This window comes from Leucobacter aridicollis (assembly GCF_013409595.1).
In the GTDB taxonomy this organism is placed as follows: domain Bacteria; phylum Actinomycetota; class Actinomycetes; order Actinomycetales; family Microbacteriaceae; genus Leucobacter; species Leucobacter aridicollis.
In genome coordinates, this window is sequence record NZ_JACCBD010000001.1 from 3,198,840 (window position 1) to 3,225,245 (window position 26,406).

The window sequence follows — 26,406 nt, forward strand, 5'->3', positions numbered from 1 at the left end:
CGTACCTAAGCGTAATCAAAACGTGACGCCGAAGATGGGTTTGTGCTTAAAACATCTAATCCCCTATGTTAATGTTCTAACCAACCTGATCGACAACGACGTTGAGGAGCAGCGCCACCATGGCCAACACCCCAAGCACCGAGTCCACGAGCGCAGTTTCCCTGCGCGGCGTGCACAAGCACTTCGGCGATGTCACCGCGGTGAAAGACCTCAACATCGAGATCCGGGCCGGCGAGTTCTTCTCGATGCTCGGCCCCTCGGGCTCGGGCAAGACCACGGTGCTGCGCATGATCGCCGGCTTCGAGGAGCCCACCGCCGGCGAGATCCTCCTGCACGGCACCGACGTCACCCGCGCCGCACCGTTCGACCGCGAGGTCAACACCGTCTTCCAGGACTACGCGCTCTTCCCCCACCTCACCATCGCCGAGAACGTCGCCTACGGCCTCAAAGTGCGCGGCGTCTCGAAGGCCGAGCGCAGCCGCCTCGTCAGCGAGGCGCTCGACCAGGTCCGCCTCGGCCACGTTGCGACGCGGCTGCCATCGCAACTCTCGGGCGGCCAGCGCCAGCGCATCGCACTCGCCCGCGCCCTGATCCTCCGCCCCAAGGTGCTGCTGCTCGACGAGCCCCTCGGCGCGCTCGACAAGCAGCTGCGCGAGCACATGCAGGTCGAGCTCAAGCAGATCCAACGCGAGGTCGGCATCACCTTCATCTTCGTCACGCACGATCAAGAGGAGGCGCTCACGCTCTCCGACCGCGTCGCCGTATTCAACAACGGCAAGATCGAACAGGTCGGCTCCCCGCGCGAGGTGTACGAGTTCCCCGAAACCGAGTTCGTCGCAGGCTTCCTCGGCGTCACGAACCTGTTGCCCGCCGAGCTTTCACGCGAGCTCCTCGGCGACGCCGCGATGCACAGCCTCCGCCCCGAACGGGTGCAGCTCGCCGACCCGACAGCACCGGTTGAGCCAGGAACCGTCGCGATCCCGGCGACCGTCGCCGAAACGGTGTACGCGGGTGCGCACACCCGCTACCTCCTCGATACCGCGGATGGCACCCGCATCATCTCCGAGAAGCAGAACTCACACACGCCCCGCACCGAGGCGAGCATTCGCCGAGGCGACGCCGTCAGCGTCCGCTTTGACAGGGGCCACGCGACTCCGATCCCCACCTCGCAGGCCCCTGCGGCGAGCGCGCCGCAGCACGCCTGACATCGCGGACATCAGGATCCGCACCCGCGGCCCAGACCCCAGACCCCACACCCCAGCCACACTCATCCCCTACGAAGGAGTACCGATGAATAAGAAACTACTCGCCGCACCGATCGCCATGGCGGCGGTGCTCGGCCTCGCCCTCACGGGCTGCTCGACCGACGGCGCCCAGCCGGACGGCGACGGCGGCCTCCAGATCGACGTCCCCGACGTCCCGATGATGGACAAGCTCGGCGACACCGAGAAAGAACTGAACATCGTCGCCTGGTCCGGCTTCGTGGAGCCCGCCTGGGCCGACAAGTTCACCGCAGACACCGGGTGCGTCGTCAACCGTAAGGTGGCGGCCACCTCGGATGAGATGGTCCAGCTCATGCGCACCGGCGAGTACGACCTCGTCTCGGCATCGGGTGACGCGAGCCTACGCCTCATCGTCGACGGCAACGTGCAGCCGCTCAACACCGAACTCATCCCGAACTTCGGCGACGACATCGTCGAGGGCATGAAGGGCCAGCTGTACGACACGCTCAATGGCAACGTCTACGGCATCCCGATCGGCCGCGGCGCGAACATCCTCGAGTACAACAGCGAGGTCGTGACCGAGACGCCCGACAGCTGGAGCGTCGTGTGGGAGGAAGACAGCCCCTACGCCGGCAAGATCGCGGCCTACGACAGCCCCATCTACATCGCCGACGCGGCGATCTACCTCATGGAGCACCAGCCCGACCTCGGCATCACCAACCCGTACGCGCTCGACCAGGAACAGCTGAGGGCCGCAACCGACCTGCTCAAGCAGCAGAACGCGATGGTGTCCGAGTACTGGTCGCCCGCGACCAACGTGACCTCGTTCACGGGCGGCAACTCGGTCGTAGGAACCTCGTGGGAGGTGCTGCGCAAGGCGACGCAGGACGACAAGTTCAAGAGCGTCCTTCCCAAGGAGGGCGCGACAGGCTGGTCCGACGCGTGGATGCTTGCGACCGATTCGAAGAGCCCGAACTGCGCCTACGCGTGGATGGATTACACCTCGGCGCCCGACGTCAACGGCGCGATCGCGATGAACTTCGGCATGGGCCCCGCGAACGGCGCGTTCTGCGAGCTCAGCGACGAGGCGAAGGCGCACTGTGACTACTTCAACGCAACCGACGAGGAGTACTACAAGCAGGTGTGGTTCTGGACGACCCCCATCGACCAGTGCCTCGACGGCCGCACTGACGTGAAGTGCACGAACTACCAGGACTGGACCAACGCCTGGGCGACAGTCAAGGGCTAACCGGCCCGCCGCGGGGCGCCCCCGGGCGCCCCGCACCCCCTCTTCCCCACCCACTCATCCCGTCAGCGAGGACACCGTGAGCATCCAGTCAGCTCTTCAACGCAAGCCGCGGCCCATCTCGACCGCGCTCTATCGCCACCCGAAGGGCAGACTCGCGTCGCTCCTCACTCTCCCGATGGTCTGGCTCGTCGGCGTCTACATCCTGTCGCTCGCGATCATGCTCGTGACGGCGTTCTGGACGACTGACCCCTTCACCTCCCGCGTCAAGCCCGGGTTCACGCTCGACAACTTCGCGCAGCTCGCGACCGTGCCCGCCTACGGCATGACCGCGCTACGCACGCTCGGCATCGCCCTCGCCGTCACCCTCATCTGCGCAGCCTTCTCTGTGCCGCTCGCGGTCTTCATGTCACAGGTGGCCGGGCCGAAGCTGCGCGCGGTGCTCGCAGTCCTCGTCACCCTCCCGCTCTGGGCCGGCTACCTGGTGAAGGTCATCGGCATGCGCCTCGTCTGGACCGAGAACGGCTTCTTCAACTGGGCCCTCGAGCCGCTCGGCATCTCCGGACCAGGCCTCGGCGTGCTGACAGTGACACTCACCCTCGTCTACCTGTGGTTCCCGTACATGGCGATCCCCGTGTACACCGCTGTCGCGCAGATCCCGCCGAACCTCTTCGACGCATCCTCCGATCTCGGTGCCCGCGGCTTCCGCACGATCCGCACCGTCGTCGCCCCGCTCCTCATGCCGTCGCTGATCGCGGGCTCGATCTTCACGTTCTCACTGAGCCTCGGCGACTACATCTCGGCGATGTACGTCGGCGGATCGACGCAGATGATCGGCAGCATCATCGCGCAGAACATCAACCTCAACCCGCCGCTCGCCGCAGCATTCTCGTTCGTGCCGATCGTGCTCGTCATCGTCTACCTCGGGGCCGTGCGACGCACTGGCGCCCTGAACAACCTCTAAGCCGAAGGGAGCAGGCAATGCTTCGACTGAACCGCGGAACCAAGGTCGCGCTCGGCGCCATCGCCGTCGTCGTCCTCGGGTTCCTCTACATCCCGATGTTCGTGATCATCATGAACTCGTTCAACTCCGGCCGCGTCTCCGGCTGGCCGATCCCCGGGTTTTCGCTTGAGTGGTGGGGGAAGGCGCTCACCAACCCCGCGATGCACGCGGCGTTCGTGAACTCCGTGATCGTCGCCTCCGTCGCGACCGCGTTCGCGCTCGTGCTCGGCACCCTCGCCGCGTTCGCGCTCCAGCGATTCAAGTTCTTCGGCCAAAACACCGTGAACCTGCTCATCGTGCTGCCGATCACCCTGCCGGGCATCGTCACCGGTGTCGCGCTCTCGAACACGTTCCACCAGGTGCTGAAGCCGATGGGGATCCACGTCGGCTACTGGGGCATGATCATCGCCCACGCGACGTTCTGCGTTGTCATGGTCTTCAACAACGTCATCGCCCGACTGCGGCGCATGAACCCGAACCTCGAGGAGGCCTCGGCCGACCTCGGCGCCGGCATCGGCCAGACATTCCGCCTCATCACATTCCCGCAGTTTCGGCCGGCGTTCATCGCGGGCGGCCTGCTCGCGTTCGCGCTGTCCTTCGATGAGATCGTCGTGACGATCTTCACCGCGCCGCCGGGCACCGAGACTCTGCCGCTGTGGATCATGAACCAAATGGGGCGGCCGAACGAGGTCAACCAGGTGAACGTCGTCGCGACGCTCATGATCCTGCTGTCGCTCATTCCCGTGTATTTCTCGCAGCGAGCGCAGCGCCAAGACAGCTAGGCGGGGGCGGCGTCGGGACGCGGCCGCTGCGGGCTTCTCAGGAAGCTCGCAGCGGCCGCCTGGCGTTAGTTGACTTGCATCAACCATCGCTATATAGTTGACCGTCATCAACTTTTGAGAGGACCCCCTCACCCGAATGAGCCGCACCACCCCCGCTGCCACAGCACTAGAAGACAAACCCGAGATCCTGACGGGTCGCGCCAAGAACCTCGCCCTCGCGGGCCTGTTCCTTGCAAACTTCGTCTCGATGCTCGCCATGAACGTCGTCGGCACCTCGATGCCGATCATCATCGCCGACATTGGCGGCACCCAGGCTGCGTTCACCTGGGTCGTCACCGCAACGATGCTCGCGAGCGCCATCGCAACCCCGATCTGGGGCAAGCTCGCCGACCTGACGAGCAAGAAGATGCTCCTGCAGGTCGCACTTATCATCTTCATCCTCGCGTCCGCGCTCGCCGGTTTCGCGCAGGATCCCACCTGGCTCATCACCTTCCGCGTCTTCCAGGGCATCGGCGTCGGCGGCCTCGGCGCGCTCGCGCAGATCGTCCTCGCCGAGATCGTCAGCCCCCGCGAACGCGGCAAGTACATGGGCATCCTCGGCGCCATTATGGCGGTCGCGACCGTCGGTGGCCCGCTCCTTGGCGGCCTCCTGACCGACACGATCGGCTGGCGCTGGAACTTCTATGTCGCCGCGCCCATCGCGATCGTCGCGATCATCATGCTGCAGCGCACGCTGCACCTGCCGACCGCGAAGCGCAAGATCAGGATCGACTACTGGGGCGCCGCCCTCATCTCGCTCGGCTTCTCAAGCCTGCTCATCTGGGTGACCCTCGCCGGCTCGAACTTCGAGTGGCTGTCCTGGCAGTCGGCCCTCATGGTCGGTGGCGGCATCGCCGCGCTCATCATTGCCGTGTTCGTTGAGCTGAAGGTCGACGAGCCGCTCATCCCGATGACGCTGTTCAAGAACCGCACCTTCACGATGGCCTCGATCGCGTCGATCGCCGTCGGTCTCGCGATGATGGGCACCGCCGTCTTCCTCGGCCAGTACATGCAGCTCGCTCGCGGCCGTTCGGTGATCGAGTCGAGCCTGTTGACGCTCCCGATGATGGCGGGCGTGCTCATCTCGTCGACGATCGTCGGCCAGATCATCACCCGCACAGGCAAGTGGAAGCGCTACATGGTCGCTGGCGCGGTTGCGCTACTCGCCGGAATGCTCCTGATGGGCCAGCTCCGCTATGACACGAACTACTGGTACGTCGGAATCTCCATGGCGATTCTCGGCGCAGGCGTCGGCATGACCATGCAGAACCTCGTGCTCGTCACCCAGAACACGGTCTCGCCGCTCGAGATGGGTGTCGCGAGCTCGTCGGTCACCTTCTTCCGCACCGTCGGAGGCACTGCGGGTATCTCGGTGATGGGCGCCGTGCTCGCGCACCAGGTCACCGACTACATCACGGAGGGGCTCGCGAAGCTCCCGCCGAAGGATCTCGCCGGAGCGGAGGCGCTCGCGGGCGGAAAGCTGCCGAAGATCGCCGAACTCACCGCGCCGATCCGTGACGTTGTTGAGTCGGCCTACGGCCACGCGATCGGCAACATCTTTCTGGCCGCGTCCCCTGTGGCGATCGTCGCGCTCATCGCGATCATCCTCCTGCCGAACATCCCGCTCAACAACAAGAGCAACGCAGAGCGCATCGCTGAACTGCAGGAGGCGGAAGCGGAACTTGCCGGCGAAGACACTGCGGGGGCTCCCGCCGGTACGACCAGGGCGAAGAGCGTCGATAGAGTTCTTATCGACACCACCGGACCGATCATGGTTCCGCATCACCGCCCAGGCACGGAACGCTCGGCCGAACGATAGGACACGCCATGTCTTTCGCATCCCCCGAAGAGGAGATCGTCGCAGGAATTATCAGTGAGTTCACCGAGGCGTTCGCGTTCTCACGAACCCGATGGACGCGCTACGCGAACGAGGTGAGCTCCGAGCTCAGCGGCGTGAGCATGCTCGTGCTGCAGATCGTCTTCCGGCGCGGCCCGATCACCGCAACGGGGGTGAGCCACTGGCTCGACATGGATAAGTCACTCGTCAGCAGGCACGTCGCGAAGTTGCGCGAGCTCGACCTCGTCATCGCGACGGAGTCGCCGGAGGATCGGCGCGTGCAGCTGCTCACCGTGAGCGAGCACGCGACCGTGCTCCTGAACGGCGTGCGGGAGCGCTGGTCGAATGCCTACCGCGAGCGTCTCGCCGATTGGAGTGACGAGGAACTCGAGTCGCTTCGCGCCGGCCTCCATCGGTTCAACGCGTCAGCAGACAAGCTGCCCGTGGACGGCCCCGACGCCCGCTGTTCCAAGCACGCAGGGGACGGGGACTCGGCGGCGTAGGCAAGCCGCCCCGGCTGGCATCCCCGCCGGGCTCTCTCCCGGCCCACCCCGGCCCGACCCACCCCACCCCGGCCCTGCCCACCCCGGGCACGGCCGGGCCCGCCCCGGCCCGGCAGTCCTACCCCCCTCTCCGGGAGTTGGCAGTTGTTGTCGTTTCACGGCCAGTGAGACGACAACAACTGCCAACTCTGCGATGTCGGGGCGGCGGATGGGGCTGCGGCGGCGGACGGGCCGGGGCCGGAGCCGGGGGCCCGGCGGACGGGCCGGGGGCCGGCGGCCGGAGCAGGGGCCCGCGGCCCGCGGCCGGCGCCCGGGGCCCGGGGCCCGGCAGACCTACTGGAGGCGCTTGCGGATCCAGGCCGAAGCGAGATCCACGGCGATAATCACGATGAGGATGATGATGAGGTAGGTCAGCATCTCGTCGAACTGGAACGTCTTGATCGCCTTGTTGATGAGCAGCCCAATGCCGCCTGCGCCGACGAGGCCGAGTACGAGCGATGAGCGCACGTTGACATCAAAACGGTAGAGCAGCAGGCCGGTGAGCTGCGGGAGCACGTTCGGGATCGTCGCGTTCGCGACAACCTGCCAGCGGGACGCGCCCGCGGTTCGCAGCGCCTGCTCGGGCCCCTGGTCGACGTCCTCCATCGCCTCGGCCCACAGCTTGCCCATCACACCGGTGTTGTGGCAGATGAGCGCGAGTACCCCCGCGAACGGCCCGAGGCCGACCGCGGTGACGAAGATGAGCGCGAAGACGATGTCGGGGACGGCCCGGAAGAACGAGAGGATTCCGCGCGCGACCTGGTAGACCGCCTGGTTGGGAGTCGTCGTCCGCGCAGCGAACACCGCGAGCAGGAGCGCGAACGGGACGGACACGGTCGTGCCGAGTAGGCCGATCCAGAGCGTCGTAAGCGCGCCCTCGATGCCCTTCTGCAGCACCTCGGCGCTGAGATCGGGCGGAAACGCCTCGGAGATAAAGTTCGCCATGCCCCGCGCCCCGGTCACGAGCGCCTCGGGCCGGAACTCCGTCGCTTGGAACGCGAGCACGTGCAGGGCGATGAGCACGACGAGGATCACGGACCACGAGCCAGCGCGGTAAACGGTCTTGGGGTCGCGCGGCACCTCAAGGCGGGTGGGGGCGGTGCTGTGTGTCACTTGGGGTCCTAGAGGTAGAGGGCTGCGAGTTCGGTGTCGTCGAGCTCGGCGACCGGGCAGTCGAATACGAGGTGGCCGTCGCGGAGCCCGATGACGCGGTCTGCGTAGGCGCGGGCGAGGTGCGGCTGGTGCAGCACCGCGGCGACCCCGAGCCCTTCCTCGACAGCCAGCTGCCTGAGCAGCCGCATCACGTCGTCTGCCGCGCGCGGGTCGAGCGCCGAGACAGGCTCGTCGGCGAGGATCATTCGGGGGCGCTGGCAGAGTGCGCGCGCGATCGCGACGCGCTGCTGCTGGCCGCCCGAGAGGCTGTCGGCCCGGTCGTGCGCGCGATCGGCGAGGCCGACGCGCTCGAGGCAGGCCATCGCTTCCTCCTTGAGCTCCGCGCCGAAGAGCGGCGGAATCGAGCGCCACGCGGGGAGCCGTGAGAAGCCGCCGGCGCACACGTTCTGGAGCGCAGTGCGGCGGGGAACGAGATGGATTTTCTGAAAGACGGTAGCGGCCGAGCGGCGAGCCTCGGCCCGCCTGGCCGCACCCGCCTCATTGAGGCGGACGCCAGCGATCTCGATGTCGCCGGAGTCCGCCTCAATGATGCCGTTCACCGCGCGCAGCGTCGTCGACTTGCCGGAGCCGTTCGCGCCGAGGAACGCAACGACCTCGCCGGCGTGGACACGCATGCTCATATCGGAGAGCACGACGCGACCACCGAAGCTCTTCGAAATCGCCTGGACGTCGAGGAGCACCTCTGGCTCGGAGCTTCGGGCTGCGTGGGCGCTCGGGCTGTGCGCGGTGATGGTCATGCGGGTTACACGTCCTTTTCGGTGAGACCCATGGTCTCGGCAAGGTCGAACAGCGGCTTGTAGGTCTCGTTCGTCACGGGGATCAGCGGACCGGCCGGATCGACGCCGAGGAAGCCGGAGACCTTCTCAACGTCGGCCGCGTCGAGGCTGAGCAGCGCCTCGGAGACGGCGTCCTTGAACTCCTGCGGCATGTTGCCGCGAACCGTGATCGGGTCGTTCGGGATCTCCTCGGACTTCCAGATCTGCCGGAACTCCGACTCGTCGAAGGTGCCCTCGGCGGTCGCGGTCGCGAGCGTCTGCGAGTTGATCTGGGCGGCGTCGACCGTGCCGTTGACGAGCGCAAGCAGCGCCTCGGGGTGACCGCCCGCATAGTCAGCAGTCACGTCCTCGTCGATGCCCGCATCCTTGAGCGCCGACATCGGGAGCGCGTCGCCCGACGTCGATCCGGGGCTGCCGAGCGCGAGCGTCTTGCCCTTCAGGTCCTCGATCGTCTGGACGGGCGAGTCCTTCGGCACCCAGATGCCGCCGGTGTAGGTTGTCGGCTTGCCCTCAGCGTCACCGAACGACACCATTGCGGTGGCGTCTGCGCGCTGGTTCGCGAACACGAAGCCGAGCGGGCCGAACTGGGCGATCTCGAGCTGGTCGTTCTCCATCGCAAGCACCTCGGCTGCGTAGTCCTCGGTGATCGAGACCTCGACCTCGCAGTCAAGCTTCTCGGAGAGCGCCGCCGCGAGGGTCTGGTATGCCGGCTCGAGGCGCTCGGGATCCTCGTAGGGGAGGATGCCGAAGCGGATCTTGCCGTCGGGGCAGGTCACGCTCGCCGTGTCGGCGTTCGCGCCACTGTCGTCGGCGGATGCCGAGCAGCCCGTGAGGCCGAGCCCGATGAGCGCGACCGCCGAAGCGGCGAGGATGGTGTTCTTCTTCACGATTCTCCTTGGTTGTTGGTGTGAAGCGATGCGTGGGAGTTGAGGGGACAGATAGGTCAGAGGGGATGCGGTCAGAATGACGCGATCGTGCGGGCGCCGAGGGCGGGGCCGACGGTCATGCCGATCCCGGTCGTGACGGTCACGACCGAGACGCCGGGGATCGGCTCTTCGCGCAGCAGCTCACGCTCGGAGCTGGAGGCGTAGATTCCCTGCCAGCGCTCGAGCACCGCAAGCCGGGGGGCTCCGAGCAGCGCAGCTGCGTCGGCGAGCAGCAGGTCGGACCAGCGTTCGTCGAGGAACGGGGGCGCGGCGTCGAAGTAGTCGTGCGAGTCCCCGACGAGGAGGGTGCCGTCGGGCTGCTGCGTGAACATCACGTTCGCCCCGATCTCGAGCAGTTCGGGGCGCAGCCGCTCGGTCTCGGCCCGGAGTTCGTCCTGCGCGGGGCCGGCGAACGCGCCGTAGCGAAGCATCGATGTTCCGCTCAGCACGGCCGGGCCGAGGCCCATGTCGTGCGGGGCGCGCACGCGGGCCATCTGCAGGACGCACTCGCGGACGTCGCCGGCGAGGTCTGGGAACAACCGGCCGACGAGGTGACCGGCAGCGACGATGACGCGATCCGCCGCGATGCTGCCGCGGTTCGTCTCGAGCGTGAGGTGCTGGCCCTCGCGGATGCCGAAGAGCGTCGTACCGAACCGCACCTCGCCCCGCTCGTGGCCGGCGATCCAGCGCGCGAGATCAGCGACCACCGTGCGCGGGTTTGCGGTGAGATCACCCGCGAGCAGGATCCCGGAGCGGATCTCGCCCGGCGTCGCAAGGCGGAGCTGATCGGCGACCTGACCTGCGGTAAGCAGCTCGCGCTCAGCGGCGTCTGTCTTTGCAGCGAGCTCGACGAGCACGGCCTCCTCGACCGCCGAGCGAGCGACGGCGAGCGTCCCCGACACTCGCGCCTCAATGCCTGCGCGCACTGCGAGCGAGCGCCAGATCGGGTTCGCCTCGCGAGCGAGCTCGCCCACCTCACCGGCCTGCACCGACGTGCAGACGTGCCCGAAGTTGCGGATGCTTGCGAGCACCGCCGACGAGTCCTGCTCGATGACGGTGACGCTGTAGCCGGCGTCGAGGGCGGCTACCGCGTGGGAGAGGCCCACGATCCCGGCGCCGACGATTGCGATGTGCGAAGTCATGGTTCGAGAATGCGGGTTCAAAAGTAGTCATGACAACTTTTTTCGGACCTGTTCGCGGAACGTTCACCCGGGCATCAGCGCGCCAGAAAACGCTCACCAACCGTTCACCTTGGCGGCACCAATGGGCCCCGAAATCGGTATCGACAAGTTGTACGCTGACCAACATGACCGAGAACCAGCCGCTGCATATCCAGCTCTATGAAGAGATGGCACAGCGCATTCGCTCCGGCCAGTGGCAGACCGGGCAACGCGTGCCAAGCGAGAAATCGCTCGTCGCCGAATTCGGCACCTCGCGCGGCCCGGTGCGCCAGGCGCTCGCTGCGCTCCGCGCCGAAGGCGCGATCACCGGGGGCCGCGGGGCCCCGCCCCGAGTCCAGCGCGGGGTGCCCTCACAGTCGTTCGGCACGTTCCTGTCGTTCACCGAGTGGGCGAGGCTCTCAGGCTTCACCCCCGGCCAGCACGTCGTCGAGGCGCTCAAGCGGCCCGCAACCGAGACCGTCGCCCGCGAGCTCGGCGTAAAGCCCGAGGACACCGTCGTCGAGATCGTCAGGCTTCGCACCCTCGACGGTGAGCCCGCCCTGTTCGAACGCACCTCGTTCGCGTACGAGATCGGCTGCCACATGCTCACCGCAGACTTCGATGGCGGCAGCATCTACCAAGAGCTCGCCCGCATCGGGGTGGTCCCGGCGCGCGCACGTCACGTCATCGACGCGGTCGCCGCGCACCCCCTCGACGCCGAATGGCTGCGGGTCTCCCCAGGCTTCCCGCTGCTGCGCGCGCGTCGAACATCGACGACCGTCGACGGCACCGTCATCGAGTACGCGGACGACAGGCACCTCCCATCCATGACCACGTTCGCCATCGAAAACACGGCGGCGCACCGCACCCAGCTTGTTCGCGAATCCGCGAACGGCGCAACCACTATGAAGGACTACGTATGATCTCCCTTGCCGCATTCGACATGGCAGGCACCACCATCAACGACGGCGGCGCCGTCTATCGCGCGCTCGAAAACGCGGTCGCCGAGACCGGGGTTCCGGTGAAGCCCGCGGACCTGCAGACCTGGATGGGTGTCGAAAAGCGGGAGGCGATCACCGCGCTCATTGAGCTCGGTGGCGGGGTCGCCGACGAGGATCTGGTTGGCGCAACATTCGCCCGCTTCCGCGCGCTGCTCGACGAGTACTACACCGCCGAGCCGCCGACGCCGATCGACGGTGTTCCCGAGGCGATCGCCGAGCTCCAGGCGGCCGGCATCAAGGTTGCGCTCACGACCGGGTTCTCGCGGGATGTCGCCGAGAGCATCCTGACCGGCCTCGGCTGGAGGGTCGGGCCGGCGGCTCCGAGCGACGACGCGCCTGCAGGGACGGTCCGCGTGGACGCCCTCTCGTGCGGCGACGACGTTGCGGCCGGCCGGCCGGCGCCGTTCATGATCCACCGGGTCATGGAGGCGACCGGCGTTGCCAGCGTCGCAGACGTGCTCGTCGCGGGCGACACCGCCGTCGACGTGCGCTCGGGCCTGAACTCGGGAGCCGCGATCTCGATCGGTGTGCTCAGTGGCAAGCTTGACCGCGCAAGCCTTGAGGCCGAAGGCCCGACGGCGGTGCTGGACTCCGTGGCGGCAATCCCCGCCTACCTCGGGGTGTAGGGCCCAACGGTTAAGCTCGCCAACCCCAGGCGCCAGCGAGACCGCCCCGGGCCTCCGAGACCACCCGCAGCTTCGCGATGCAGGGTGCGGTGTCGGAGGGTCGGGGCGGTCTCGGCAGTAGTGTCGTGGGCCGCGCTACACTACGCCGCGAGGGGCAGGAGCGCCTCGTGCCGCTGCGCCGTCACCATGATCGGCAGGTGGTCCGACGAGCCGCGGCCGAGGGTCTGCACGCGGGCGATCTCGAACCCGGTCGAGGTGACGAAGTCGTAGTGCCCGCGGAACAGGAAGTAGCGGTTGTAGGTGCGCTTGTCCGAGAAGTTCGTGTCGTAGCCCGACGCGCGCATGTGGGCGGTGAGCCGGTTGTGGAAGACGGGGTAGTTGTAGTCGCCGACCATGATGGTGGGCAGGCCGGGGCCGATGGCGCCGAGCTCGTCGATCGCGGTGCTGATCTGCACGCGACGCAGCGAGTTGCGCGCGGTGAGGGGCGCCGCGTGGAACGAGGCCGCGATGAAGTCGGAGCCCGACTCGCGGTCGTGGATGCGTGCACCGAGCAGCCGCTCGTGGGCGGGCGACAGGACACGGTCGTGCAGCGACTTCTTCAGCTGGAATGCGTGGGCCGACTGCACCTCGAAGCGCTCGGAGTCGACGTACATCGCCAGGCCGAGGCGGTTCTTCTCGGTCGCGCGCACGAGCGAGAGTGCTCCGATGCGTGACGGGAGGTTGACGGTGTCGGCTTCTTGGAGGCAGAGAAGCTCTGCTCCGTGATTGTCGACGAGGCTAGCGAGTTCACCGATGGCGCGGTTCTTGCGCAGGTTGTAACTAATCGTCTTCACCCGGCCAAGCATACGTCGCGAAGCCTATGGTTCAACCGTGTGCGTGTTTTCTGCGGATTTTGCCAGCGAAGCCGCCTCAATCGCGAGGGTTTCTCGTACCGCAAGCACAGCTGGCGACTCTGCATTCGATAGTCGCGCCGCGGTGAAGATCGATCGGTGCGGATCTCCCGGTAGGTCGATCATCCGCAGCCTCGTCTCGGCACGCACGAGCCCCGGCAGTAGCGCGACGGCGTTGCCCGACTCGATGAGCCGCACGTGCGCCTGTAGGTCGGCGGTCTCGTAGCGCACGTCTGGCTCGAACCCGGCCGTGCGGCACGCCTGCTCGGCCCAGTGCCGGGAGGCTGCGCCGCGCGGCTCCATCACCCAGGGCAGGGCTGCCGCGTCCTCGAGGCGCTCGACGAGATCGAACTCGGCGTCGCCGGCCCCGACTCGGGGCAGCGCGAGCTGGATCGCGTCAAACGTCAGGGGCGCGTGGTCGAGGCCAGCAAACTGGGCCGTCGCGTGCCCCGGGTACTGCTCGGCGACGACGAGGTCGAAGCCGCGCACGCTCGTCTCGTGGAGCGCCGTCTCGGGCTCGTGCTGCACCATCTCGACGCGGAGGCTCGGATACTCGGTACGGAGCCGCCGGAGCGCCTGCGGCATGATCGCGAGGACGGCGGTCTGGAATACGGCGACGCGCACCGACCCCGCGACCTCGCCACGCACACGGTGGGCCGCGGTTTCGGCGCGCTCGAGACCGGCCAACAGTTCGGCGGTCTCGGCAACGAGTGCCTCGGCAGCCGCGGTGAGTTCGAGCGTCCTGCCGACCCGGCGAAGCAACGGCGTTCCGACCTCACGTTCGAGGAGTCCGAGCTGCTGAGACACCGCCGAAGGGCTGTAGTTCAGCGCCTCGGCGACCTGCACCAGCGTGCCGCGTTCGGACAGTTCCCAGAGCAGCCGGAGGCGTTTCATTTCGAGCACGACGGGCTCCCCTCAATCATTAAGCCTTACTTCACATTATTGCTCAGAAAGGATCGCTTTACTTCAAGCTTTGGAGGATTCACACTTAGCTCATCGGGCAAGGGCCGACGCAACCGCGCGCGCCCGCACCCATGTATGAAAGGAACGCCGTTGTCTCAGGCAACCCCACGCCCCCAGGACCTCGCCGACGAGGCCGTCAAGCTCGCGCGCAAGTGGATCACTGAAGCCGCCACCATCCCCGCTGACGCCTCCGCAGCGCGCCTCGCTGGCGTGCTCCGCGACCCGAACGGTCTGGACTTCACCGTCGGATTCGTCGACGGCGTCGTCCGCCCCGAGGACCTCGGTGTTGCCGCGAAGAAACTCAAGGACCTCGTCCCGCTGACCCCCGGCTTCCTGCCCGGCGTCATGCGCGGCGCAATCGGCCTGGGCGGCGCATTCGCGAAGCCGATGCCCGGCGTCGTCGTGCCGATCGCGCGCAAGGTGCTGCGCCAGATGGTGAGCCACCTCATCATCGACGCGACCGATTCGAAGCTCGGTCCCGCCATCGCGAAGATCAAGCGCGACGGCGTCCGCCTGAACGTGAACCTCCTCGGCGAGGCGATCCTCGGCCAGGGCGAGGCGGAGCGCCGCCTCGCGGGCACGCACAAGCTGCTCTCGCGCCCCGACGTCGACTACGTCTCAATCAAGGTCTCCTCGACCGTCGCGCCGCACAACCACTGGGCGTTCGACGAGGCGATCGAGCACATCGAGTCGCAGCTCGTCCCGCTCTTTGAGCGCGCGGCCGCTGCGTCGCCGCAGAAGTTCATCAACCTCGACATGGAGGAGTACAAGGATCTCGATCTCACGCTTGAGGTCTTCACTCGGATCCTCGACCGTCCCGAGTTCCTGAACCTCGAGGCCGGCATCGTGCTGCAGGCATACCTGCCTGACGCACTCGGCGCGATGATGCGGCTGCAGGAGTGGTCGGCTGCTCGCGTCGCACGCGGTGGCGCAGCGATCAAGGTCCGCCTCGTGAAGGGCGCGAACCTCCCGATGGAGCTCGTGGACGCCGCAATCCACGGCTGGCCCGCGGCGACCTGGGGCTCGAAGCAGGACTCGGACACGAGCTACAAGGCTGTCCTCGACTACGCGCTCACCCCCGAGCGCGTAAAGAACGTGCGTCTCGGCGTCGCCGGCCACAACCTGTTCGACCTCGCCCTCGCGTGGCTGCTCGCGAAGGGCCGCGGCGCCGAGTCGGGCCTCGAGGTGGAGATGCTGCTCGGCATGGCAACCGGCCAGGCAGAGGCAGTGCGACGCGACGTTGGCGGCCTGCTGCTCTACGTGCCCGTCGTGCACCCCGAGGAGTTCGACGTTGCGATCTCCTACCTGATTCGCCGCCTCGAGGAGGGCGCGAGCCAGGAGAACTTCATGTCGGCAGTGTTCGAGCTGAACGACAACTCGCAGCTGTTCGAGCGCGAGAAGAACCGCTTCCTCGCGTCGCTCGGCGAGCTTGAGCACATCACCGCTGACGGCGATCCCGAAAACTTCGCTGTGCCGCCGTCGAACCGCGTGCAGGATCGCCGCGTCTACGACCAGGCCGGCGTCGAGGCGCGCGTTGACGCGCTCGTCGCTCAGGGCCGCAAGGGCGAGTTCGAGAACACCCCCGACAGCGACCCGGATCTGCCCGGGAACCACGTCTGGGGCCGCGAGATCGCCGACCGCATGGTCGCGTCGAAGCTCGGCGACAACCTCGTCTCGGAGGCGCTCGTCGAATCCGCAGAGGATCTCGACGAGATCGTCGCACGCGGCGTCGCGGCGAACGACAGCTGGCAGGCCCTCGGCGCCGACGAGCGCGCCCGCATCCTGTACCGCGCTGGCGAGAAGCTTGAGGAGCGCCGCGCGCAGCTGCTCGAGGTCATGGGTTCCGAGTGCGGCAAGACCCTCGACCAGGGCGACCCCGAGGTGTCGGAAGCGATCGACTTCGCGAACTACTACGCGATGCTCGGCCAGGTCATCGGCCAGGTCGACGGCGCCACGTACAAGTCGCAGAAGCTCACCGCGGTGATCCCGCCGTGGAACTTCCCCGTCGCCATCCCCGCTGGCGGCGCACTGTCCGCGCTCGCTGCAGGCTCGTCGGTCATCATCAAGCCTGCATCGAACTCGGCTCGCTCGGGCGCCGTCATGATCGAGGCCCTGTGGGAGGCCGGCGTGCCCCGCGACGTGCTGCAGCTCGTGCAGTTCGCCGACCGTGCGCTCGGATCGAAGCTCGTCGCCGATCCGCGCGTCGACCGCCTGATCCTGACCGGCGCGTACGAGACCGCGGTGAACTTCCGCGAGCTCCGCGCCGATCTGCCGATCCTCGCCGAGACCAGCGGCAAGAACGCGATCATCGTCACCCCGAACGCAGACCTGGATCTCGCGGCGAAGGACGTCGTGCAGTCGGCGTTCGGCCACGCCGGCCAGAAGTGCTCGGCCGCGTCGCTCGTGATCCTCGTCGGCTCCGTCGCCACCTCGAAGCGCTTCCGCGGCCAGCTCATCGACGCTGCTCGCTCGCTGAAGGTGGGCACCCCGGAGAACCTCGAGACGCAGATGGGCACGATCATCACCGCGCCCGACGGCAAGCTCAAGCGCGGGCTCACGACCCTCAGCGCCGGCGAGAAGTGGCTCATCGAGCCGAAGCCGCTCGAGAGCGACAGCCCGCTCGCAGTCGATAAGAAGGGCGGCAACAAGCTCTGGAGCCCTGGCGTCCGCGAGGGCGTGAAGCGCGGCTCCGAGTACCACCTCACCGAGTACTTCGGCCCGATCCTCGGCATCATGACCGCCGCGACCCTCGACGAGGCGATCGACATGGTCAACGAGATCGATTACGGTCTCACGAGCGGCCTGCACTCGCTCGACCGTGACGAGATGGCGCTCTGGCTCGACCGCATCCAGGCGGGCAACCTGTACGTCAACCGCGGCATCACTGGCGCGATTGTTCGCCGCCAGTCGTTCGGTGGCTGGAAGAAGTCGGCGATCGGCGCTGGCACGAAGGCCGGCGGCCCGAGCTACCTCTACGGTCTCGGCGAGTGGGAAGACGCACCCGTGTCGGCGGCGCTCACCGCGCCGCGCCCGGCGGCGGCCCCGATCCTCACCGCCGCGCAGCAGGCCGGCGTCGCCGGCGCCGAGCTCGAGTGGCTGCGTGCCGCGCTCGGCACCGACGCGTCGGCGTGGGAGTCGGAGTTCGGGATCGCCCGCGACGCCTCGGGCGTCGGCGTCGAGCGCAACCTGCTCCGCTACCGTGCGGTGCCGGTGACGGTGCGCGCCGCGGCGGACGCTCCGATCCACCACGTGGTCCGGACGGTGGCGGCCGGCGTCGCAGCGGGCTCGAAGCCCACAGTGAGCACCCCGACCGCGCTGCCCGAGCCGATCTCGAAGGCGTTCAAGGCGGCTGGCGTTGAGGTCGTCTTCGAGGACGACGCAGCCTGGGCAGCGCGCCTCGGCCGCATCGCCGCGCAGGACGGCCCGAACGCGAGCGCTCGCATTCGCCTGATCGCTGGCGCAAGCCGCGCCGAAGGTCTCGCGGCCATCACCGCGGCGACCGGCGGCAAGCCCGATATCGCTGTGTACGGCGGCGACGTCGTCTCGGCTGGTCGCGTCGAAATGCTGCCGTTCATGCACGAGCAGGCCGTCTCGATCACCGCGCACCGGTTCGGCACGCCGAACAAGCTGTCCGAGGGCCTGATCTAGGCCGTCCTGCCGTTGGGGCCGGGAACCGCAAGGGTCCCGGCCCCTCGGCATGTTCCGGGTTACGTTAGATGTGGCCCGGACCTCCCCCACCGAAACACCACTAAGAACCCACACCCAGCACCTACGCCCCAACGCAACCAACGGAAAGGCGACACCGATGTCTGACCAGTTCTTCCTCTACCTCGCGCTCGGAATCTACTTCGCAGCCATGCTCTTCATCGGCTGGCTCGCGTTCAGGCGCACGAGCGACCACGAGGGCTACATGCTTGCGGGCCGGGGTCTGCCGCCGTGGGTCGCCGCGCTCTCGGCAGGCGCCTCCGACATGTCCGGCTGGCTCATCATGGGTCTGCCTGGCGCGATCTTCGCGACCGGCCTCATCGAGGGGTGGATCGCCGTCGGCCTCCTCATCGGCTCCTACCTCAACTGGCGACTTGTCGCCCCACGGCTCCGCGCCTACTCCGAGGTCTCGCGCAACTCGATCACCGTGCCGAGCTTCTTTGAGAACCGCACGCGCGATCGCTCGCACCTGCTGCGGAGTATCTCGAGCGTCATCATCCTGGTCTTCTTCACCCTCTACGCGTCGTCTGGCATGGTCGCCGGTGGCAAGTTCTTCGAGAGCGCATTCGGCGGCGACTACTTCGTCGGTATGCTCCTCGTCACCGCGGTGACGCTCGGCTACACCCTCTTCGGCGGGTTCCTCGGTGCGTCGCTCACCGACGTCGTGCAGGGCCTCATGATGGTCGTCGCGCTCGTCGTCGTGCCCGTGATTGCGATCATCACGATCGGCGGCTGGGGCGAGACCGTCGACATCGTCGAGACCGTGGGCGCCGCGAACCTCTCGCTCTTCGGCGGCGGCAGCATGACGACGAGCGCCGTGGTGCTCGTCGTCGCCTCCGGCCTCGCCTGGGGGCTCGGCTACTTCGGGCAGCCGCACATCATCGTGCGCTTCATGGCGCTCCGCACGCCGGGCGAGGCGAAGTCCGCGCGGCGCATCGCGACCTCCTGGCAGTTCCTGTCGCTCGCTGGCGCCGTGGCAGCGGGCCTCGTCGGCATCGCCTACTTCGACAAGTTCGGCGGCGCCCCGAGCGATCCCGAGACCATCGTGCTGCTGCTCGCACAGGTGCTGCTGCACCCGCTCGTTTCCGGACTCGTACTCGCCGCGGTGCTCGCCGCGATCATGAGCACGCTCTCGAGCCAGCTCATCGTGTGCTCTTCCGCTCTCGTCGAGGACCTCTACCGGATCATGCGCAAGACGCCCCCTAGCGAGAAGACCCTCGTGGTGCTCGGCCGCCTCGGCGTGCTCGCTGTCGCCGTCGTCGCCGCGTTGCTGGCGATCAGCCCGAACGACTCGATCCTCGGCCTGGTGAGCTTCGCGTGGGCGGGCTTCGGCGCTGCGTTCGGCCCGGTCGTGCTGCTCAGCCTCTACTGGCGCAAGCTCACGAACTGGGGCGCGCTCTCGGGCATGCTCGTCGGCGCGGTCTCCGTCTTTGTTTGGAAGGCGTTCGACACCGGGCTCTACGAGCTGCTCCCCGGCTTCATTCTCGCCCTCGCGACCGCGATGATCGTGAGCCTGTTCACGTTCAAGCACGACGCAGAGATCGACACAGAGTTTACGACGACCATGAGTCTCGTGATCCCCGGCGCCAAGAACGCCGACTAGCACTCCCCCGCGCGGGTGGGGCGGAACCTCGCCCCACCCGCGCACCCCATCCTTCTCACTCTGAAAGACCGACCGCAATGACGCACCCCCAGTCCCCCTCGACCTGGATCCACACCACCGACTATCACACGGCGGGCGAGCCGTTCCGCATCGTGCACGAGGGGCTCCCCGAGCTTCCCGGGGACACGGTCGGGGCGCGCCGCGTTGCAGCGATCGACAACGCGGGTGGGATCGACGACCTGCGGGCGCTGCTCTGCAACGAGCCGCGCGGCCACGCCGACATGTACGGCGGCTTCATCACGCCGCCCGACGACGACGGCGCCGCGTTTGGCGTGCTGTTCTGGCACAAGGACGGCTTCTCGACGGCGTGCGGGCACGGCACCATCGCGCTTGGCGTCTGGGCGACCGACACCGGGCTCGTCGAGAGCGACCCCGACGGCATCACAGAGGTTGTCATCGACGTCCCCTCCGGCCGCGTCGCAGCCCTCGTCGAGCGCTCCGGCGGCAAGCTCGTCGGAGCGACGTTCAGGAACGTCGCGTCGTTCGTCATCGCCCGCGGCGTCTCGGTGCAGACCTCGCGCGGCGAGGTGACGGCGGACCTCTCCTATTCGGGCGCGATCTACGCATCGGTGCGCGCGCAGGATCTCGATCTCACGGTTGCCCCAGGGCAGTACACGGATCTCATCGCGCTCGGGCGGGAGATCAAGTGGGCGCTGAACGAGTCGGCCGAGGCGCAGTTCGCTGACGATCCGCGCCTCTCGGGCGTGTACGGCACGATCCTCTGGGACGACCTCGGACGCCACGACGGCGGTCCCCGGCAGCGCAACATCACCGTCTTCGCCGACGGCGAGGTTGACCGCTCCCCCTGCGGCTCCGGCACCGGCGCCCGGGTCGCGCTGCTCGCGGACAGCGGCGTGCTCGGCCCGGACGAAACCCTTGAGCACCGCTCCATCGTGGACACGGTATTCTCGGCGAGCTGGGGCGCCGCCGCCGAGCGTGCGGACGGCACCGCCACGGTCGTCCCCCACGTCACCGGTACGGCCTACCAGACGGGCGAGCACCGCTTCATGCTCGACCCCGCGGACGCCCTCGGGACCGGGTTCACGCTGCGCTAAACCAGTATCGCCGCGGATGGCCGGAGGGGTTCCCTCCGGCCATTTGTGCGCTCGCCCAGCGGCGTCACGGACTACGCGGTATAGAGTTTCTGCCACGAGGAGTGGAGGAAGAACGCCTGTGATCGAGATGCTGCGGTTCCCGCCAAAGACGCTACGGGAGCAGGCGCTCGTCGAATTGCGATCCCTCCTCGTGTCGGGCGCGCTGAAGCCAGGCGAGGTGTACTCCGCTACGGCCATCGCCGCGGAGCTCGAGGTGTCGCACGGCCCCGTGCGCGAGGCCATGCTGTCGCTCGTCAACGACGGCATGATGGAGGTTGTGCGAAATCGAGGGTTTCGCGTCGTCACGATTAGCCGTCGCGATCGCGAGAACATCGCCGAGATTCGCACGCTGCTCGAGGTTCCCTCGATGATGAAACTCGCAGGCTCTCCGCGCGTGAGGGAGCGAGCCGACGACTTCGCGGCGATCGTCGACAAGTTCTTCTCCGCCGCGAAAGCCGAAGACATCCTGGCATTCTTCGACGCTGACCGGGAGTTCCACCTCGGCTTGCTCGCGCTGCTCGACAACCCCCGTCTCACCGAGTACATCGGCACCCTGCGCGACCAGACCAGGCAATACGGCATCTACGAACTCGCGGTGCGCGGCGAGCTCGCAGCCTCAGCGCAGGATCACCGCAACATCCTCGACGCGCTCCTTGCCGGCGATGTCGACGCCGTCGAGCGCCTCATGATCGGCCACCTCCAATACCTCAGGTGGAGCCGGTGGACCTTCCCGGACCTTGAGGCCGCGGTGGAGCCACGCGGCGAGTAACGCACGGTGGCCGGCCCGCAAGGGGCCGGCCACTTCGCTGGCTAGGATCCTGCTCTGATCCCGCTAGTTGAAATCGGCGAGGAGCGTGAGCGCGCGCTCATCGACGGTGATGCCGAGGCCCGGGCCGGTGAGCGCGGTGCCGCGCCCATCGACCGATCGCGGCTCGTACCCCGCGACGTGCTCGTTCGTCCAGTCGTTCATGAACGAGACGTTGAACAGTTTCGTCGGGTCGGTCGTCGCCGCGAGGTGGTTCACGGCAGCCGAAGTGATGTCGCCGCCCCACGTATCCTCCATCGACACCTTGAGCCCCAGGCTCTCTGCCGCGTCGCGCAGCTGCAGCGCGCGGCTGAAGCCACCAACGCGCGAGTACTTCAGGTTGATCGCTGAGATGCCCGCCTCGCACTTCGCGCGGTAGAGGTCGTCGAGGGTAATGATGCACTCGTCGAGGATGAGCTGCTGGCTCGTCTGCTTCGCGACGAGGATGTTGTTGTCGATACCGCGGCAGGGCTCCTCGATGTACACGGGGATGTCGCCGATGAGCTTCACGGCCTTGATCGCGTCGTGCACGTCCCAGCCGCCGTTCGAGTCGGCGATCACGACGACGTCGTCAGGCACGGCCGCGACGACCGCGCGCGTGCGCGCCGCGTCGAGTTCGGGCTCGTTGCCGACCTTCAGCTGGAACCGTTTGATGCCCTCAGCCATGCGCGCCTCAACGAACGCGACCATCTGCTCGGGCGACTTGAGCGGCACCGCTTCGTAGAGCGGAAACTCGGGGTTCTGGATGCCGCCGGTGAGCGCCGAAACCGGCATGCCAGCCGCCTTCCCAAGCAGGTCCCAGAGCGCGATGTCGACGGGGCTCTTCGCCGCGCGCTGCTCGAGCAGTGCACCGTCCATCGCGGTGAGCGCGCCGCGGATGTCAAGTGCGTCGCGCCCGATCAGAGCGGGCGCGAGCTCGGCGATGCCGGCCCGCACGCCCGTCGCGAAGGCCGGGAGGTAGGTACTGCCGAGCGTGCAGACCTCGCCCCAGCCCGTGAGGCCGGCATCCGTGTCGACCGCCACGACTGTCGATGCCTGCGCGGCCGCCGCGCGGCCGCCCGACATCACGTAGGTGCCGTGCTTGTAGGTGAGGTCGTAGCCGAACATTCTGATGCCGGTGATCTGCATGTGTGTGTGCTCCTTTTCGTGGGGCTCGCGGGTGAGGGAGTTGGCGGGGTGTCGCGGGTTTGGCGGAGCCCGCGGGGTTAGCGGAGCTCGGTGCCGACGGTCTCGGGCGTGAGCCTCGCGGCAATGAGCGAGATCACAGCGAGCACGGCGAGGTAGACCATGACGAGCACGAGGTTGCCCGTGAGCGCCATGAGCCCGACGGCGATGAACGGCGCGAGGCCGCCTGCGAGCACCGTCGCGATGTTCGCGCTGATCGCGGTACCCGAGTAGCGGAAGCGGGTCGGGAAGAGCTCGGCGAACCACGCGGGCTCAACCGACAGCATGGGCGACATACCGAGGCCGTACGCGACGCCGAAGGCAAGCCACACCCAGAACGCGTTTGTCGTGTCGAGCAGCAGGAAGAAGGGCCAGAAGAACAGGATGAGGAACACGGCGCCGATCATGTAGACCTTGCGGCGGCCGATCTTGTCGGAGAGCCTGCCGAAGATCGGGATCATGAAGATCGCGACGACCGACGCGACCGAGACGCCGAAGGTCGTGGTGCTCGTGGGCACCCCAACGCCCTCGGCGTAGGTCACCGCGAAGGCGAGGATGATGTACGCGCCAGCGTTCTCGAACATGCGGATGCCGATGATGCCGAGGATGTGGCGCCACTCCGAACGGATCGACTGCATGAGGGTCGGGTTCTCGGTCGGGATCTCGATTGCGGCGGTGAAGGTCTCCGGCTCCTCGAGCTTGCGGCGGATGAGCCAGCAGATGAGCACGCCGACGGCGCTCAGCAAGAACGGGATGCGCCAGCCCCACGAGTGGAACGCGTCTTCCGGCATCGCGAGCGAGAGCAGCGCGAACAGGCCCGACGCGATGAGCGTTCCGATGTACTCGCCCGAGTTGATAAGCGATGACAGGAAGCCGCGGCGCTCCTTCGGGGCGGTCTCTACGACGAGCACCGCCGAGCCCGACCACTCACCGCCGATGCCCATGCCCTGCACGAGGCGCAGCACGACGAGCATGAGCGGCGCGAACAGCCCGATCTGCCCGTACGTCGGCAGCATGCCGATGAGCACCGTGCCGACGCCCATGAGCATGATCGTGATCATCAGCGTGCGAGTGCGGCCGATCTTGTCACCGAGCCGCCCGAAGACAAAGCCGCCAATCGGCCGGGCAACGAAGCCGACCGCGAAGGTCGCGAACGAGGCGAGCACGCCGATGACCGGGTCAACGTCGGGGAAGAAGATCTTCGGGAAGATGATCGCCGCGGCGAGGCCGTACAGCGCGAAGTCATACCATTCGAGGGCCTGGCCGCTCACGCTCGCGGCGAGCGCCCGCCGGTACGCGGGCTCGTGCTGCGTCGATTGCTGTGCTTCTCGTGTCAACACTGACACCTTTCTCGTTGGGGAGGACGAGCCCTTCGCACTACCCCGAAACGTGACTGGCTGCGGGTTTGCGGGCGCACTGCGGCGGGCGATGGCGATCCGGGGGCGTGGCCGGCCCCGTTTCGCTATGTAACATATTACCGATAACTAACTACGTCAAGTCAATCTCTCCTGCCTGCATTCCCCTCCCGACACGCGCCAGCGCACCCCCGAAGTCGCTAGAGTTGCCCTACCCGCACAGAAACGATGGAGGGCGTTCTTGGCGATCAACCCTAGGCACCTGCGCTCGACAAGCCTGCGCGAGCAGGCGCTCGCCGAGATCCGAGCGCAGCTCGTGCGCGGTGCGCTGAAGCCCGGCCAGGTCTACTCCGCAGCAGCCCTCGCCGTCGAGCTCGGCGTCTCGAACGGGCCGGTGCGCGAGGCGATGCTCGAGCTCGTCAGCCAGGGGCTCATGGAGCCCGTGCGTAACCGCGGGTACCGCGTCGTGTCGCTGGGCGAGCGAGACCGGCAGAACATCGCCGAACTTCGACTGCTCATCGAGATCCCATCGATGGCCCGGCTCGCGGGTTCACCCGCCCTGCACGCGCGGAGCGACGAGTTCAAGGGCCTGGTTGCCGACCTCCTTGCCGAGGCCCGCGCGAACGACATGAACGCATACCTCGAGGTCGACCGCGCGTTCCACCTCGGCCTGCTCTCGCTGCTCGAGAACGACAGACTCACCGACCTCATCGGCTCACTCCGCGACCAGACCCGGCAGTTCGGCATCCACACGCTCGCCGAACGCGACGAGCTCATGAGCTCGGCACACGAGCACGCCGAAATCCTCGACGCACTGCTCGCGGGTGACGCCGCCGAGGTCGACCGCCTCATGCGGGTGCACCTGCGCCACCTCCACCACGCCGGGTGGAGCTCTCCCGATCTCGCGGCAACGGTGCCTGGGCCCGGCGAATCTGCTGGCGATTCGGCAGATTGACCGCCTCCGCGGCAGCGCAATGGTCAGCACGCACACCGTAGCGTGCCAAACCAAAGATAGCGTGGGCCGAGGCCCAGCGTCGGGCCCGAACGGAGCACGACATGACAACCGCGGCACCCCAGTCAAGCATTCTCGCCCGAACCGCAGCGCAGGGCGCAACAGGTGCCGGTGAGTTTGGGCTCCCGGGCCCCACACCGGGGGAGGTCACGTCGCCGGCGTTCCCCGGGCTCGGCGAGCGCGCCGAGGCCTTTGTCGCCTGGGGCAGCGCCGCCGGATCCTTCGCCGCCCGGGCCTCCCGCAGCAGCGGCAGCCCCATCGCTCTCGACCTCACCGACGTCGGGCTGACACGAGACACACTCGGTCCCTTGCTCGCAGGGCTCCTACGCGGGGCGGGGTCACCCGACCTCAGGGCTGTCATCGCTATTTCGCTTCCGCCCGAGCTCTGCGGGGAGACGTTCGAAGGAGCGCTCAGCACCGAGCGGGCGTGCTGGCGTGCCCGGGAACTCGCGATCGGGCTCACCAACGCTCGCGGCGGCCAGCTCACACCCGAGCTCTTCGCCTGCCGCGCCCGCGAAGCGGCGTCCGGGGCAGGCCTTGGCATTCGCGTCACCGAGGCGGGAAGCCTCGCACGTGCAGGCTTTGGCGGCATCACCGCGATCGGACGGGGGTCAGCGCAACCTCCCGTGCTCGTCGAGCTCTGGTACGCGGGGCCAGACGGACCGGGCGATGCGCCGCCCCCGAACGCCGTGGCGCTCGCCGGGAAGGGCGTCACATTCGACTCCGGTGGCCTCTCACTCAAACCACCCACGGCGATGTATTCGATGCACACCGATTGCGCGGGCGCTGCGGTGGTGCTTGCCGCGCTCACTGAGCTTCGCGAACTCGGCGCTGAGGTGCCCGTCTACGCGGCGCTCCCACTCGTCGAGAACCTTCCCGGCCCAAACGCTGTGCGGCCGGGGGACGTCGTCACCACCCGGTCTGGCGTTGGACTCGAGATCGTCGACACGGACTTCGAGGGCCGGGTCGTCCTCGCCGACGCGATCGCGGTGCTTGCCGAGGCCGCGCCCCGCGCGATCGTCAGCCTCGCGACCCTTACCTACCAAATCTCCGTCGCACTCGGGCCCGAGATCGCGGGCCTCTTCGCGCGCGACGCGCAGCTTGGGGAACGGCTCGAGCGGGCCGCAGACGGCGCAGGCGAAGCGCTCTGGCAGATGCCGTGGGCGACACGTTACGCGCCGCAGCTGCGCTCGAGCGCCCCCGGCGCCGAGTTGCGAAACCATCCGCTGAGCGATACCGGGCGTGCAATCACGGCGGCTCTGTTTCTCGGCGAGTTCGCTCCCCGCGAGATCCCCTTCGCGCACATCGACTTCGCTGGCCCGGCCGTCCGGTCGACACCGGATGGGCCCGCCGCAACGGGGTACGGGGTGCGGACGCTGCTCGAGCTCCTGCTGAGCTGGCGTTAGCGTCGGCACCCCGTC

Annotated in this window: 22 protein-coding genes; 14 read left to right on the forward strand and 8 right to left on the reverse strand. The window is 67.7% G+C overall.

The features are described from left to right. The first annotated feature begins 119 nt into the window (after positions 1-119). From BJ960_RS14780 to BJ960_RS14805, 6 genes are all read left to right on the forward strand, one after another. Positions 120-1,205: an ABC transporter ATP-binding protein gene (locus tag BJ960_RS14780; RefSeq protein WP_185987843.1), complete on the forward strand. Its 1,086-nt coding sequence runs from the start codon at positions 120-122 to the stop codon at positions 1,203-1,205. An 85-nt stretch (positions 1,206-1,290) separates the two neighbouring features. After that, the gene (locus tag BJ960_RS14785; RefSeq protein WP_185987844.1) at positions 1,291-2,472 is read left to right on the forward strand and encodes an ABC transporter substrate-binding protein; all 1,182 of its coding nucleotides are present in this window, start codon (positions 1,291-1,293) and stop codon (positions 2,470-2,472) included. 76 nt (positions 2,473-2,548) lie between these two features. Next, positions 2,549-3,433, forward strand: coding sequence for an ABC transporter permease (locus BJ960_RS14790; protein WP_121076517.1), 885 nt, complete (start codon positions 2,549-2,551; stop codon positions 3,431-3,433). 17 nt (positions 3,434-3,450) lie between these two features. Continuing rightward, on the forward strand, positions 3,451-4,254 hold the full coding sequence (locus tag BJ960_RS14795; protein ID WP_185987845.1) for an ABC transporter permease: 804 nt from the start codon (positions 3,451-3,453) through the stop codon (positions 4,252-4,254). Positions 4,255-4,390: 136 nt separating this feature from the next. Beyond that, positions 4,391-6,112 (forward strand): DHA2 family efflux MFS transporter permease subunit, encoded by a 1,722-nt coding sequence (locus BJ960_RS14800; protein WP_121076511.1) that lies wholly within the window; start codon positions 4,391-4,393, stop codon positions 6,110-6,112. Between the two features lie 8 nt (positions 6,113-6,120). Further along, positions 6,121-6,633: a MarR family winged helix-turn-helix transcriptional regulator gene (locus BJ960_RS14805; protein WP_121076508.1), complete on the forward strand. Its 513-nt coding sequence runs from the start codon at positions 6,121-6,123 to the stop codon at positions 6,631-6,633. 333 nt (positions 6,634-6,966) lie between these two features. On the opposite strand, the gene phnE is transcribed toward BJ960_RS14805, so the two are convergent. The 4 genes from phnE to BJ960_RS14825 form a co-directional block, all read right to left on the reverse strand. Continuing rightward, positions 6,967-7,785, reverse strand: coding sequence for a phosphonate ABC transporter, permease protein PhnE (gene phnE, locus BJ960_RS14810; protein WP_121076505.1), 819 nt, complete (start codon positions 7,783-7,785; stop codon positions 6,967-6,969). 8 nt (positions 7,786-7,793) lie between these two features. Continuing rightward, a complete protein-coding gene (locus BJ960_RS14815; protein ID WP_185987846.1) occupies positions 7,794-8,582 on the reverse strand; it encodes a phosphonate ABC transporter ATP-binding protein in 789 nt (262 codons plus the stop codon). A 5-nt stretch (positions 8,583-8,587) separates the two neighbouring features. Beyond that, positions 8,588-9,508 (reverse strand): phosphate/phosphite/phosphonate ABC transporter substrate-binding protein, encoded by a 921-nt coding sequence (locus BJ960_RS14820; RefSeq protein ID WP_185987847.1) that lies wholly within the window; start codon positions 9,506-9,508, stop codon positions 8,588-8,590. A 71-nt stretch (positions 9,509-9,579) separates the two neighbouring features. Next, positions 9,580-10,689 (reverse strand): TIGR03364 family FAD-dependent oxidoreductase, encoded by a 1,110-nt coding sequence (locus tag BJ960_RS14825; RefSeq protein ID WP_185987848.1) that lies wholly within the window; start codon positions 10,687-10,689, stop codon positions 9,580-9,582. 164 nt (positions 10,690-10,853) lie between these two features. On the opposite strand from BJ960_RS14825, the gene BJ960_RS14830 reads away from it, so the two are divergent. Together BJ960_RS14830 and BJ960_RS14835 are read left to right on the forward strand one after the other, a co-directional pair. Then, complete coding sequence (locus BJ960_RS14830) at positions 10,854-11,630, forward strand: GntR family transcriptional regulator (RefSeq protein WP_121076495.1); 777 nt, start codon at positions 10,854-10,856, stop codon at positions 11,628-11,630. After that, positions 11,627-12,334 (forward strand): phosphonatase-like hydrolase, encoded by a 708-nt coding sequence (locus BJ960_RS14835; RefSeq protein ID WP_185987849.1) that lies wholly within the window; start codon positions 11,627-11,629, stop codon positions 12,332-12,334. The genes BJ960_RS14830 and BJ960_RS14835 overlap by 4 nt, the downstream gene beginning before the upstream one ends. Positions 12,335-12,474: 140 nt before the next feature. On the opposite strand, the gene BJ960_RS14840 is transcribed toward BJ960_RS14835, so the two are convergent. Both BJ960_RS14840 and BJ960_RS14845 read right to left on the reverse strand, forming a co-directional pair. Continuing rightward, on the reverse strand, positions 12,475-13,167 hold the full coding sequence (locus BJ960_RS14840; RefSeq protein ID WP_121076938.1) for an endonuclease/exonuclease/phosphatase family protein: 693 nt from the start codon (positions 13,165-13,167) through the stop codon (positions 12,475-12,477). 24 nt (positions 13,168-13,191) lie between these two features. After that, positions 13,192-14,127 carry a LysR family transcriptional regulator gene (locus BJ960_RS14845; protein ID WP_121076489.1) on the reverse strand — a complete coding sequence of 312 codons (936 nt, stop codon included), beginning with the start codon at positions 14,125-14,127 and terminating at the stop codon, positions 13,192-13,194. Between the two features lie 135 nt (positions 14,128-14,262). On the opposite strand from BJ960_RS14845, the gene BJ960_RS14850 reads away from it, so the two are divergent. The 4 genes from BJ960_RS14850 (at position 14,263) to BJ960_RS14865 (ending at position 21,418) form a co-directional block, all read left to right on the forward strand. After that, positions 14,263-17,835 (forward strand): bifunctional proline dehydrogenase/L-glutamate gamma-semialdehyde dehydrogenase, encoded by a 3,573-nt coding sequence (locus tag BJ960_RS14850; protein ID WP_121076486.1) that lies wholly within the window; start codon positions 14,263-14,265, stop codon positions 17,833-17,835. 157 nt (positions 17,836-17,992) lie between these two features. Beyond that, positions 17,993-19,495 (forward strand): sodium/proline symporter PutP, encoded by a 1,503-nt coding sequence (putP, locus tag BJ960_RS14855; RefSeq protein ID WP_121076483.1) that lies wholly within the window; start codon positions 17,993-17,995, stop codon positions 19,493-19,495. 77 nt (positions 19,496-19,572) lie between these two features. Further along, positions 19,573-20,610, forward strand: coding sequence for a proline racemase family protein (locus tag BJ960_RS14860; RefSeq protein WP_185987850.1), 1,038 nt, complete (start codon positions 19,573-19,575; stop codon positions 20,608-20,610). Positions 20,611-20,737: 127 nt separating this feature from the next. Then, positions 20,738-21,418 (forward strand): GntR family transcriptional regulator, encoded by a 681-nt coding sequence (locus BJ960_RS14865; protein ID WP_185988331.1) that lies wholly within the window; start codon positions 20,738-20,740, stop codon positions 21,416-21,418. Between the two features lie 63 nt (positions 21,419-21,481). On the opposite strand, the gene BJ960_RS14870 is transcribed toward BJ960_RS14865, so the two are convergent. Beyond that, a complete protein-coding gene (locus BJ960_RS14870) occupies positions 21,482-22,582 on the reverse strand; it encodes a mandelate racemase/muconate lactonizing enzyme family protein (RefSeq protein ID WP_185987851.1) in 1,101 nt (366 codons plus the stop codon). Between the two features lie 77 nt (positions 22,583-22,659). Further along, positions 22,660-23,955 carry an MFS transporter gene (locus BJ960_RS14875; RefSeq protein WP_185987852.1) on the reverse strand — a complete coding sequence of 432 codons (1,296 nt, stop codon included), beginning with the start codon at positions 23,953-23,955 and terminating at the stop codon, positions 22,660-22,662. Between the two features lie 259 nt (positions 23,956-24,214). Here BJ960_RS14875 and BJ960_RS14880 point away from each other — a divergent pair, with 259 nt between their 5' ends. Both BJ960_RS14880 and BJ960_RS14885 read left to right on the forward strand, forming a co-directional pair. Continuing rightward, positions 24,215-24,928, forward strand: a complete 714-nt coding sequence (locus tag BJ960_RS14880) for a GntR family transcriptional regulator (RefSeq protein WP_185987853.1) — start codon at positions 24,215-24,217, stop codon at positions 24,926-24,928. 101 nt (positions 24,929-25,029) lie between these two features. Continuing rightward, positions 25,030-26,391 carry a M17 family metallopeptidase gene (locus BJ960_RS14885; protein WP_185987854.1) on the forward strand — a complete coding sequence of 454 codons (1,362 nt, stop codon included), beginning with the start codon at positions 25,030-25,032 and terminating at the stop codon, positions 26,389-26,391. Positions 26,392-26,406: the final 15 nt, after the last annotated feature.